The following is a 12,288-nucleotide window of genomic DNA, read 5'->3' on the forward strand; positions in this document are numbered from 1 at the left end:
GGCCCCACCCTCAACATAATTACCAAGATCGAACAGCAAGGTAGCCTGGATGGAGTGAAGCGGAATCCGGGATGATTGGTGCACTGTTCTCCCGGATTCCGTTGCACTTCATCCAGGCTACGGGCTGCTGTCAGGTCGCCAGCGGCATATTGAAAACCGAATGACTCTAGCTTCAGACTCTCAAGAGAGGGGGCTAGCTTTAATGCATAACACTTGAATGGATAGCATCTGACATGGTATTTGAAATGGTGCGGCAGGGCCGGCACCCTACGCCCATCCTGGCTTTTGGTGGGGCATGGCCCCAGCCTACGCGATGTGTAAGGTTTTTTGATCTTAATCTTGTGACCTATGGAATCAATTGCTTAAACATTGAAACTGGTTCTATCAGTAGTTACAGAAACATGAGATCAAGTGAGAAATAAATAATTCCCAGGGATCTTTTAACCAATCTGAGACCAGATCATCTCTTTAAAGCTACCACTAACGAAGACATTGAATGGCCATGTGAATTATATACACAATCCCTCAACTGTCGTTGCTTCCACTGTTTTAAATAAGCTACCATGCTCTACTAATCAGACCCTAAGTATTCAGACACTCAGGGCTACAGCGGCGGTTTTATACCTTGCCGTAAGCCAACACACAACGACTGAGTGTCGTAATACTTAGGGTCTGATTAGTAAGTTGCGTTCTCATGGACGAATATTCATAACAAATTAAGGAACTTTTATGCCCAGCATCTATGACTTGAAACCCCGTTTTCAGAGTTTGCTGCGTCCTCTAAACAGTTCCCTGGTCAAATTCGGCATCACTGCCAACATGGTCACCATCACCGCGATGTTGCTCTCAATAGCGCTTGGTGCTGCCATCGCAATCAATCCAGAAAACCGATTATTACTGCTGTTGATGCCACTATGGTTGTTTCTACGCATGGCTCTCAATGCCATCGATGGCATGCTCGCACGGGAGCATCAGATGCAGAGCCGACTCGGCGCTGTGCTGAATGAGATGGGGGATGTAATATCTGACTGTGCACTCTACCTGCCTATTGCCTTGCTCTCCGGGATCAATGCTCTACCCTTGATTGTGCTTGTTCTTGTCTCGGTAATGGTTGAGATGATGGGGGTGGTCGCTATCCAGATTGGCGCATCAAGACGATATGATGGCCCATTCGGTAAGAGTGACAGAGCCTTTGGATTCGGTCTGTTGTCTCTGTTGCTGGGTATTGGAATCGAAGCCGGCGCTTGGTCTGACTGGCTGCTTTGGGCCATGCTGGCTCTCTCCATTGTCACCCTGGTAAATCGTGCTCGTAGTGCTTTAAAAGAGTCACCCCAGGGAGATAGCCTGTGAGCAACCTCTCCTCTCCAGTGATCTGGGCCTTGGCTGGTGTCTATGGCTTGTTGATATTCTCAACCATCCTGGTCAAGGTACTTAGAAGTCAAACTGGATCAGATTACCAAGAACTCGGTGAGCGAATAAAATCCTGGTGGATCATGGTGGCGATTTTTACATTCGCTATCGCTGTTTCAACCACTATCTCCATTCTCTTCCTGGCATTCATCTCATTTCTGGCGTTTAAAGAGTTTCTATCGTTGGTCCCTACACGCCAGGCAGACCGTCGGGTTATATTCTGGGGCTTTGTTGCTATCCCGCTACAATTCTTCTGGGTATCAGTCGGCTGGTATGGCATGTTTATCATCTTTATACCGGTCTATATGTTTCTGCTGATACCTGCCCGCATGGTACTCGCAGGCAAGACAGATGGTTTTCTTAAAGCAGCTGGCACGCTTCATTGGGGATTGATGACCACAGTATTCAGTCTCAGCCATGCCGCCTTTCTATTGGCTCTGCCATCTGAGAACAACCTGGCGGGTGGTGCCGGACTACTCTTTTTTCTGGTCTTCCTCACCCAGTTCAATGATGTTGCCCAATTCACTTGGGGCAAACTGTTTGGAAGACATCCTGTGGTCCCCAAGGTCAGCCCCAAGAAGACCATCGAGGGACTGCTCGGTGGGGTCTTGACCTCTGTATTCGCAGCATGGCTGATTGCGCCCTACTTGACACCACTGAACTCTCTAGAGGCTTTAGGCGCCGGCCTGCTGATTGGTATCAGCGGTTTTCTTGGTGATGTGGTTATCTCTGCCATCAAGCGCGATATTGGTGTAAAAGACAGTGGTGCACTAATTCCCGGACATGGCGGCATTATGGATAGAGTCGACAGCCTGACTTTTACTGCCCCCCTCTTCTTCCACTTCATCTACTATCTGCACTACTGAGTTCTCATGAACAGACTGTTGCAGCTTCTTTTTTTTATTCTGATTGTTAAACCGCTGGTTTTAGTCATTCTCGGCCTTAATGTTCGCAGAAAAGTTCACTTGCCAAAAGAGGGACCGGCAATCATCATCGCTAATCACAACAGTCATCTCGATACCATTGTATTGATGTCACTACTACCTCTGCGACTATTAGCAAAAGTTCGTCCTGTAGCGGCAATGGACTACTTTTTAAAGAACAGATGGCTTGCCTGGTTTGCCCTAAAAATAATTGGCATCATTCCGCTTCGACGATCGATCAAGACAAGTCACGATGATCCATTGGCAGAAGTTATTACTGCACTTGATAGTGACGATATACTGATACTCTTTCCTGAAGGCAGTCGAGGAGAACCTGAACAACTGGGGCGCTTCAAAACTGGTATTGCTCATATTGCACAACGTCGCCCCGATGTGCCTGTCATACCTGTCTACCTTCATGGACTGGGAATGGCTCTTCCCAAAGGTGACTTCGTTCTGGTGCCCTTTTTTTGTGATGTCTTTGTAGGGGAAGCACTGTACTGGCAAGGGGATCGCAAAGCATTCATGCAAGCGTTAAGCGATCACATGAACACTCTCTCAGAAGAAGGAGAGTTTCCACCATGGGAATAGAGATTCTCTCTATCCAGAAATGCCCAAATATTTATAGATACAACTGCTGAGAAAAATACCCTTGAGAATGGTGCCCTGAAAACCTCAGCTGATAATTGAAAAGAGTATATAGTTATATCTATTCCATGGAGCTGCAAAGTCAGATTCTCAGTCCCTATTCAAAGACCTTTGAATAGGGACTGAGCGTTTAGAGGTTCCTTAATCTGTTGATTTCTGACATTATCGTAGTATCTAAAAAAAATAGAAACGTAATCTGGTTTATACCGCCAATCAAACCCATGCAATACACAGAATCATCACCCGGCGATCCACCCGACTTTAAAGCCCGTATCAGTCAAAGGCAGGTTGAGTTGTCTTACACTGGCCTGCCTTCCGCACTGATCGCAATCATGATTAATGCCACCATAATCTTGATCGCCCAGTGGTCTGTGATCCGTTCCGAGATACTGGTTACCTGGTATCTCGCGATGCTGATTCTCACTCTCTATCGCTACTACACTTACCGCATCTATCACGCTCAAAAACCTGAAGATGGTTCGTTGAAGATCTGGCGACAGCGTGCCATATCGGGCACCCTGGCCTCAGGTGTTATCTGGGGATCAGCTGCATTTCTGCTGGTACCAATGGATCAGCAGTTTCACCAAACCATAATAATTGCTGCCTTGATTGGTATGGCTGCTGGTGGCGTTGTCTCACAAGCCACGCTACTTCCTGCTTCACTGGGTTATATTCTTCTGGTTATCGTCCCTCTACTGGCTCGCTTGCTCTCATTTGGTGGACCAGCAAATATCGGCCTGGGCATTATGACTTGCGTCTACCTGATCGTAATGAGTGTTGGGGCAATTCGTATTCATCGGAATTTATATGAAGCGCTTGCAATGGGCATCAGGCAACAGCATTCACGTAAGATAATAGAACACTTAGCCTATCATGATGCCTTGACCGACCTACCCAATCGACGCCTGCTGATCGAACGATTGACCAAAGATATCGCCCGTTCAGTCCATCACTCTCATATCGGTGCGCTGATTTTTCTCGATCTTGATAACTTCAAAACCCTAAATGATTCAATGGGACACCAACAAGGTGATGAACTGCTAAAACAGTTCGCTGGCAGACTCAATCACTGCCTTAGTGAAGAGGACACAGCAACACGTCTTGGTGGTGATGAATTTGTATTGCTGATGCCCGAGGTTGCAGACCAAGAACCTGGGGCTATCAATCTAGCCGAAGAGAAAGCCCAAACAATCCAACAGGCCCTCAGACATCCATTCCAGCTTGGTGGTAAAGAGATTCATATGTCAGCGAGTATCGGTATCGCGCTTTTTCCTATTCATGCTGACAATCCAAATGACCTGTTAAAGCGTGCTGATTTTGCCATGTATCAGGCAAAGTATGTTGGCCGCAACAGCATCAGTCTCTACAGTCCGGAGATGCAAGAGAAGGCAAATCTGTTAATGAGTCTTGAACAGGGGCTACGCACTGCCCTTAAAAATAACGACCTGGTTCTCCACTATCAGCCAATGGTCACGATGGATGGTAATATGATTGGCGCAGAGGCGCTGGTTCGCTGGCACCATCCACAGGACGGCCTGGTCGCACCAGACAATTTCATAGAATATGCCGAACAGAGTGGGCTAATTATCGAGCTAGGCAAACAGGTAGTGGAACTGGTCTGCCAGCATATCAATGCCCTGGAAGAGTCAGGATTGGTGGATGATGCGTTTAAGGTTTCCATAAATGTCAGCCCGCTTCAGTTTACTGAGCGAGAGTTCGTGGCGAATATCATGTCAACTATTAATAATCATGCCATTGATGCCAAACGCCTGACTTTTGAAGTAACGGAGCATGCGCTGATGCAGGATCTCGATGAAACGGTAAATAAGCTGGATCAGTTGCGCCAGGCGGGCTTCACCCTGGCCATCGATGATTTCGGTACAGGCCAATCATCTCTTGCGTATATTAAGAATCTGCCTATTGATGTAATTAAGATTGACCGAATGCTGATCAAAGACATCACCACTCAGGAGACTGATGCAATCATCGTTGAAGGAACGATCAGCATGGCAAGAAAACTGGGCATCAAAATTGTTGCTGAGGGTATTGAGGAGCAGCAGACATTAGATCGTCTTAAAAACTATGAATGCAATATTGTCCAAGGTGATCTGATCGCACCTGCAATGGAACTTGATGGATTTATGGAATTTTGCCGTGAATCAAAGCAGATTAACGATCAGCATCAATTAGGCAGATGACGGTGTTTATGATCCCCCCTCTCCCGCATGGGGAGAGGGGAGTAAGATCCCAGTTGCATACTCACCCTCCCCTTACCACTCTGATGATTTGTAATTGTTCTGCTTTTTATTCTCTACTGAGTAATGCTTTTACATCTCTCAAATCTCACTAGGGTCAGATAACAGAGAGATCGAATGTCCACTGACTTATGGGGTTCTGGCATCAATGTCTCTGGTTGATTTGATTTCGCAGTGAATGCTGCACCGCGAAATTACTGATAGACTGTTGCCTAGACAAGCTGAACCAATGGCGGAGTAGCAATGAGTGCAAAGCATTTTGATGTAGTAGTGATTGGCAGTGGTCCCGGTGGTGAAGGGGCTGCCATGAAGCTGGTAAAGAGCGGCAAGCGGGTAGCGGTAATCGAAGCACATGACAAAGTGGGCGGAGGATGCACCCATTGGGGCACGATCCCTTCCAAGGCACTTCGACACAACATTCAGTTGCTGCGCGACTATCGGAAGAATCCCCTCTTCCAACATACTCAGGATCAGATTCAGGTCGAATATTCCGATCTGCTTCAAGCTACCGGCAAGGTGATCAGCGAACAGGTGCGCAGTCGCCTGCGACACTATGCCCGAAATAGAATCGATGTCATTCATGGCAGAGCAAGATTCATCGATACTCACCGACTGGAGATCATGCAGGATCGGGGGGTGAGTGAAGAGGTCACAGGGGATCACTTTGTGATTGCAACCGGGTCGCGCCCTTACCATCCCAAGGATATCGATTTCAACCATCCCAGAGTATTGGATAGTGATTCGGTACTACGTCTCGACAGTACACCCGACTCCATCACCATCTATGGTGCTGGTGTGATCGGTTGTGAATACGCTTCGATCTTCTGCAATCTCGATGTCAAAGTTAATCTGGTCAACACCCGCGACCGCCTACTATCTTTTCTGGATGATGAAATCACCGATGCACTGAGTTACCACCTGCGTAACCAGGGAACCGTGATTCGCCACGACGAGGAGTACGAGCAGGTTGAACCAATGGATGACGGGGTCGTTCTGCACTGTAAGTCGGGTAAAAAATTCAAGACCGATGTTCTACTCTGGGCCAACGGACGCAGTGGTAATACTGAACAGATGGGACTGGAAGAGATAGGAGTCACTGTAAACCATCGTGGCCAGATCGAAATCGATAAAACCTATGCCACCTCACTACCCCATATCTATGCTGTGGGTGATGTGGTGGGCCCCCCTGCCCTGGCCAGTGCCAGTTACGATCAGGGTCGTTTTGTTGGTGCCCAGATAGCTACCGGTAGCGCAGACTGGCAACTCATCGATGACTTTCCAACTGGAATCTATACCCTGCCTGAGATCAGTTCTCTTGGCCGGACCGAACGGGAACTCACTGCCAGCAAGATCCCTTATGAGGTAGGCCAGGCCAGTTTCCGCACCATCGCGCGGGCGCAGATTACCGGTCATGATGTGGGTATGCTGAAGCTGTTGTTTCATCGTGAAACCCTGGAAATCCTTGGCATCCACTGTTTTGGCGAACAGGCTTCCGAGATTGTTCACATAGGGCAGGCCATCATGGCTCAACCCGGGGAAGCCAACAGTCTGCTCTATTTCGCAGAAACCACATTCAACTACCCAACTATGGCAGAAGCTTATCGTGTGGCTGCCCTGAACGGGCTGAACCGAATATTCTAAACTGGGTCTGGCCATCGTAGTCTGAAGATCTGGCCAGGCGCAGCCAAATATCCCTGCTAAAGCTATCAAGAAAACTGACGCTATCTATATCTAACTCTAAATGGATCGGCATGGAGATACCAGTATGGGATGGTTCAATAGGAAGGATAAGGCTCACATTGTAGAGCTTGAGTCGGAAAATAATAAACTGAGGGAGAAAGCTGCAGCACTTGAGGAACAACTGGACAGGCAGTCTGAAACCCTAACCTCACTTCAACAGCACTCATCCGGGGAGTCTCAACTCAATGAGTTGATGACCTTCGAAAACTCGCAGATGAAAGCTGGCTTGGGTATTATTCAATCCGACCTGGCCGATTCAGTCGTATCAGCAAAACACACCTTAAGCTGTGCTACGAATGTGCGCTCACATTTTACAGGTCTGACAACTGATATATCTCATATCACAGAGGCATTGGATGACCTCTCCAGACTCTCTACTCATGCAGAAGGCTCTGTAAAAAACATGTCTTCCCGCGCCACTGAAATCAGCTCAATTCTGGCATTTATAAGGGGCATTGCAGAGCAGACCAATCTCCTCGCTTTGAATGCAGCTATTGAAGCAGCGCGAGCTGGAGAGCAGGGACGAGGTTTTGCCGTAGTTGCTGATGAAGTACGAGGTCTTGCAGACAAGACACAATCAGCAATCAGTGACACCAACGATGTAATCCAATCCATGCAACAAAACGTGGAATCTGTTGGTGGTGACTCAACCCGACTGATCGAGTGTATTGACGATGTCCAGGGCAAGGTAAAAGGGTTCGAAGAGAACCTCAAAAACATCAATGAAGAGGTTAAAGGCTACTTTGGTGATATATCGGCAACAACTGACAGTGTTTTTATGGGGCTGGCAAAGCTGGACCATATGTTGTGGAAGGTAAACACCTATCTCTCAATCAATCACGGCGAAGCTGCATTTGAATTTGTCGATCACCACAACTGCAGACTCGGTAAGTGGTACTACGAAGGCGAAGGTGATGAGTTTTTCTCATCCTCACCCTATTACAAAGCGCTGGAACAACCCCATGAGATTGTTCATAAAACGACACATGATATTTTCAAACTCCTTCAGAGTGAACGAGATTACAGCGCACTGATGAACGCGCTTAAAACGATGGAAGAGAACAGCATGGAAGTTTTCAGAAAACTCGATGAAATCAAACAGAGCGCTGAATCAGAAGGTGAATCAAGATATTCCAACATTTTGTGAATCTAAGACCCATGGCGCTCACTTAACTGCTATTGGTGGGGCTGGACCCCACCCTACAATACGAGCCCGATGGGCACGAGCACTGGTTTTAATGACTTTGCAGGAAATTCGCTTATACCTATCAATGGGAAAAGGTTGAAGTGCAGTTATTGATAGTCCTGATTCAATCATCCTCCCGACACCCTCAAGAGACAAACTTTAAGCCAATAATCGAACCGATCAATGTTGATATAAAAAAGAGCCTCATCCCCGTCAGTGGCTCAGAAAAAAGTATGGCTCCAAGCACAACCACCCCAACAGCACCAATTCCTGTCCACACCGCGTAAGCTGTCCCAATTGGAATGATTTGCATTGCCTTTGTTAAAGCATAAAAAGAGAGCAATGCAGACAGAGCAAACAATATCGTATAGCCAGGCTTGGTAAAGCCATCCGACAGTTTTAAAAAAACGGCGAAAAATATTTCAAATAATCCCGCAGCTAACAACCATAACCAGGCCATTGATGACTCCAAAGCTATTTTATTGTAAAAACAGAGTGACACGCTTTCCAGATAAGATACAAATTAGTGCGCAAAGATTAAAGCTATTGAATCAAAAAAAGGACACAAGCCTCATAATGGTGCAAATATTATTTTACAGACTATTTATATAGATAAAACGCATCTTACTGGTGCATGAAATATTTATAATTACTATAACTCAACACCGCTTAAGCTTTATCTTGGTGCAAAAAAAATAGTGCTATCCATGAGGCATTTATTTTACGTATGATGCGCCATGTCCAAACAGTTAGCGTATGCCGCTAGCAGACTGAATGTCTGACTATGGACAAAGTAACTATCCTTTTTTTAAGTCATCAACACAGGTGGAGCACACAATGGCCACAATATATTTCTCCTCTCCCATTATGGGAAAAAACAAGAAAGTCTCTGCTATTGCAGGTAAACGCGATACCTTGCTCGCAGTAGCAAAGGAAAACAACATTAAAATTCCATTCGAGTGTCAGGATGGAGAGTGTGGCTCATGCCTGGTAAAGATTACCCATCTTGATGGAGATCACATCAAAGGGGCAATGCTGACAGATAAAGAGAGAACAGTTCTGAAGTCAATCGGCAAGCTACCAAAGCATGAGGAAGAGCGTGCGAATGTAAAAGACATACCCCCAACCTTTCGTCTCGCCTGCCAGACTGTGGTTACTGATGAAGACCTGCTGGTAGAATTTACTGGTGAGCCTGGCGGCGCATAAAGAAGTTTTTTTCAGAGATCCGGTATCCGTGCAGCAAACTTCATCCACTGGCAGAGGGTTGCAGCAAAGGAACATGATCAGCCACATCTTCTCTTTTTAATCACATCAAGGGATCTCCTGCTGGCGCTGTAAAAACTTCCGAATAGAAACCTCTGATCCTGCAAAGCGTCACAGCTATTGGGTAGTGGAGGCATATTCCCTCTCTGCAACTGCTCTCTTTCTTCGGGTGTGATGGTGTATGCTTCACGATCGCGCCTTTATTCCAGAAGAAGAGGTGTAAGAGCCCCTCTCCCTTGATGGGAGAGGGGTTGGGGAGAGGGTGTGCGCCAAACAATCTTTGTTATGCTGATTATTGATGTCGATGATGGCATTGATGAGCCCCCTTCTCCGGCCCACTCCAGCTAAGGAGAGAGGAGAGCTACTCACCCTGCTTTTACTTACCACACTGATGATTTCTGTTTTCCTCTGCCCCTCATCCTCAGCTGTATAGTGCTTTGTATCTCTCAACACTTACTCGATATGTGTAATCAAGTGAGATTAATCAACTATCGCAATAGTGGTCGTGGTTAATTGAACGGGAATGTTTGCGTTTAAAAATAATAGCCCAAGGATTAACTTAAGTTGATTTTATGAGCCTGCAGCGGACTGAGCTATATTCTTCAGGTATTTTTCCAGGTCATCTGAAGGCATTGGTCGTGCGAAAAGAAAGCCCTGCCCAACACGACAACCCTGCTCAATCAGGAATTGATGTTGCTCCTCGGTTTCCACACCTTCAGCCAGTACATCAAGTAATAAATTCCTCCCCATAGAAATGATCGCTTTGGAAATTGCGACATCATTCAAATCACCCGGAATTTCAGAAACAAACGTTTTATCGATTTTAAGTCGTGTGATTGGTAGTCGTTTAAGATAATTTAACGACGAATAGCCAGTACCGAAATCATCGATTGCAACCTTGACTCCAAGCGCTCGAAGACTGGACAGGGTTTGGCTGGTGACCTCGGTGGAGCGCATCATGATGGTCTCTGTAATCTCCACCTCTAAACAACCAGGCGCGAGAGCTGTGTCATTCAGGATATGCTCGACATCAAGAACCAGGTTGTTATGATCGAACTGCTTCCCTGACAAGTTGACACTGATCGTCACCTCACTATCCATCAAGCCTGAATCCTGCCAGGCTTTCATTTGTTGGCAGGCTTCTCTCAATATCCATTTACCCATTTTATTAATAATTCCCGACTCCTCTGCCAAAGGAATGAATTTATTGGGTGTTACTAATCCAAGTTCTGGGTTTTGCCATCTTATGAGTGCTTCAATACCACAAATTTTCTTGGATACCAGCTCAAACTGGGGCTGATAATAGAGTATCAACTCGTTATTTTTCATAGCACCATGAAGGCTGGATGCCAGAAAAACACGTTCAAATGCTTTGCTGGTCAACTCTTCCGAATAGTACTGGAAGGTATTTCTGCCCTCTTCCTTAGCCCGGTACATCGCAGAATCTGCATTACGAACCAGATCATCGACGCTATCCCCATGTTCAGGATAGAGGCTGATACCAATACTTGCGCCGAGAAACAGTTTATGACCATTTATAGTAAATGGTTTTCTGAAAGTATTGAGCAACTTTTTCGCGACCAGCGCGCCATTTGATTCATTTTTGATGTGTGTGAGTATTACAGTAAATTCATCCCCCCCCATTCTTGCAATGGTATCATCTTCCCGAAACAGAGCCTGAAACCGTTTTGCAACCTCTTTCAGTACTTCATCTCCACAGGCGTGATCGAAGCTGTCATTGACCTCTTTGAATCGATCCAGATCGACAAACAGTATTGCAATTGTTGTTTTGCTTCGGTGAGCAACGTGGATCGCCTGACTCAGACGGTCTGCGAACAGCAGACGATTGGGCAGTCCTGTCAGTGGATCATGTTGTGCCAGATGCGCATAACTCAGTTCTCGTTTCTTCAGCTCATCGAGTAATTCCAGGTGTTCTGTTATGTCATGAGATGATTCAATAACCCCAATAATCTCACCATTATCATCAAACAGTGGACTGATCGAGATCTCAAATCTTCGATTTACCCCCATTTCTGAAACATGACTGTGAACAACCTTACTGGGTGATCGGGTTTGCAGTACAATCTGTAGCGGACAAGGGTAATCATTACCCGAACAAGGTTTCTCATTGTTGTGGGAAAGCTGATAACAGCAGAGATTCTGCGAATCGAGTTTCAATGTACTGGCAACTTGTTTTGCCGCAAGATTCATTCTTAACACTTTATAGTCGAGACCGATCACCATGATGGGATCATCGACACCATCAATAACATGCTGCAGAAATGTACGCTCATCAATTACCGCCATTTCTGTCTTGCGGCGCTCTGTGGTATCTGTCAGATTCATCAGGCAACAGATTTCACCGTCTAAACTTGTATGGATGATACTATCCGCTCTGACATAGCGGTTATTACTCTCTTTTGAGATTTTCAGTGTAAAGTCATTTGAAATCAGACGATCTTCAGCGAATGCATCACGTATATGATCAAACAGCAGACGACTCATTCCCGCAGCCATTTGTGTTGAGAGGGGTCTATTCAACAATCGTGAACGTTCAGCACCCAACATCGCAGCAGCTGTTAAATTAAGATTTTTTATAATCCCGTGGTTATCAAGGGTCAAATAACCCACAGGAGCGAAATCATAGAGTTCAGCATATTGATCACGTATGATTTCCAACTCCTGCTGCGATTCGATCAAATCCCGATTTTGGATCTCAAGTTCAATTTTATGGAGTTGTAGATCATGCAGCAGATGTTCAGAGTCTGTATCCTTTTCCAGATGCAGCAGATCCTCAGATTGACTGAGCATTTTTTCAAGCTCTATGCGACTGAGGCTGCTGTATCGGCTCATGATACTCTCC

General features: G+C 46.1%; 9 protein-coding genes. 7 read left to right on the forward strand and 2 right to left on the reverse strand.

The window, feature by feature from the left end; translation table 11 throughout:
• Positions 1-729: 729 nt before the first annotated feature.
• From AC4IE7_RS08060 to AC4IE7_RS08085, 6 genes are all read left to right on the forward strand, one after another.
• Positions 730-1,350: a CDP-alcohol phosphatidyltransferase family protein gene (locus AC4IE7_RS08060; protein WP_490776306.1), complete on the forward strand. Its 621-nt coding sequence runs from the start codon at positions 730-732 to the stop codon at positions 1,348-1,350.
• Positions 1,347-2,276: a phosphatidate cytidylyltransferase gene (locus AC4IE7_RS08065; protein ID WP_490776307.1), complete on the forward strand. Its 930-nt coding sequence runs from the start codon at positions 1,347-1,349 to the stop codon at positions 2,274-2,276. The genes AC4IE7_RS08060 and AC4IE7_RS08065 overlap by 4 nt, the downstream gene beginning before the upstream one ends.
• A 6-nt stretch (positions 2,277-2,282) precedes the next feature.
• Positions 2,283-2,924, forward strand: a complete 642-nt coding sequence (locus tag AC4IE7_RS08070; RefSeq protein ID WP_490776308.1) for a lysophospholipid acyltransferase family protein — start codon at positions 2,283-2,285, stop codon at positions 2,922-2,924.
• Between the two features lie 278 nt (positions 2,925-3,202).
• A complete protein-coding gene (locus AC4IE7_RS08075; RefSeq protein ID WP_490776309.1) occupies positions 3,203-5,179 on the forward strand; it encodes a putative bifunctional diguanylate cyclase/phosphodiesterase in 1,977 nt (658 codons plus the stop codon).
• 300 nt (positions 5,180-5,479) lie between these two features.
• Positions 5,480-6,877 carry a Si-specific NAD(P)(+) transhydrogenase gene (sthA, locus tag AC4IE7_RS08080; RefSeq protein WP_490776310.1) on the forward strand — a complete coding sequence of 466 codons (1,398 nt, stop codon included), beginning with the start codon at positions 5,480-5,482 and terminating at the stop codon, positions 6,875-6,877.
• 124 nt (positions 6,878-7,001) lie between these two features.
• A complete protein-coding gene (locus tag AC4IE7_RS08085; protein ID WP_490776311.1) occupies positions 7,002-8,123 on the forward strand; it encodes a methyl-accepting chemotaxis protein in 1,122 nt (373 codons plus the stop codon).
• Positions 8,124-8,307: 184 nt separating this feature from the next.
• On the opposite strand, the gene AC4IE7_RS08090 is transcribed toward AC4IE7_RS08085, so the two are convergent.
• Complete coding sequence (locus AC4IE7_RS08090) at positions 8,308-8,622, reverse strand: DMT family transporter (RefSeq protein WP_490776312.1); 315 nt, start codon at positions 8,620-8,622, stop codon at positions 8,308-8,310.
• A 377-nt stretch (positions 8,623-8,999) separates the two neighbouring features.
• Between AC4IE7_RS08090 and AC4IE7_RS08095 the strand changes: the two genes are divergently transcribed.
• Positions 9,000-9,368 (forward strand): 2Fe-2S iron-sulfur cluster-binding protein, encoded by a 369-nt coding sequence (locus tag AC4IE7_RS08095; RefSeq protein ID WP_490776313.1) that lies wholly within the window; start codon positions 9,000-9,002, stop codon positions 9,366-9,368.
• A 627-nt stretch (positions 9,369-9,995) separates the two neighbouring features.
• On the opposite strand, the gene AC4IE7_RS08100 is transcribed toward AC4IE7_RS08095, so the two are convergent.
• Positions 9,996-12,278, reverse strand: a complete 2,283-nt coding sequence (locus AC4IE7_RS08100) for a sensor domain-containing protein (protein WP_490776314.1) — start codon at positions 12,276-12,278, stop codon at positions 9,996-9,998.
• Between the last annotated feature and the right edge of the window lie 10 nt (positions 12,279-12,288).

Source organism: Candidatus Thiodiazotropha sp. AKAK3 (assembly GCF_058244645.1).

Coding starts and splice junctions, on each gene's coding strand:
- AC4IE7_RS08060 (WP_490776306.1), top strand. CDS start 730: ATGCCCAGCATCTATGACTTGAAACCCCGTTTTCAGAGTTTGCTGCGT.
- AC4IE7_RS08070 (WP_490776308.1), top strand. CDS start 2,283: ATGAACAGACTGTTGCAGCTTCTTTTTTTTATTCTGATTGTTAAACCG.
- AC4IE7_RS08075 (WP_490776309.1), top strand. CDS start 3,203: ATGCAATACACAGAATCATCACCCGGCGATCCACCCGACTTTAAAGCC.
- sthA (WP_490776310.1), top strand. CDS start 5,480: ATGAGTGCAAAGCATTTTGATGTAGTAGTGATTGGCAGTGGTCCCGGT.
- AC4IE7_RS08085 (WP_490776311.1), top strand. CDS start 7,002: ATGGGATGGTTCAATAGGAAGGATAAGGCTCACATTGTAGAGCTTGAG.
- AC4IE7_RS08090 (WP_490776312.1), bottom strand. CDS start 8,622: ATGGCCTGGTTATGGTTGTTAGCTGCGGGATTATTTGAAATATTTTTC.
- AC4IE7_RS08095 (WP_490776313.1), top strand. CDS start 9,000: ATGGCCACAATATATTTCTCCTCTCCCATTATGGGAAAAAACAAGAAA.
- AC4IE7_RS08100 (WP_490776314.1), bottom strand. CDS start 12,278: ATGAGCCGATACAGCAGCCTCAGTCGCATAGAGCTTGAAAAAATGCTC.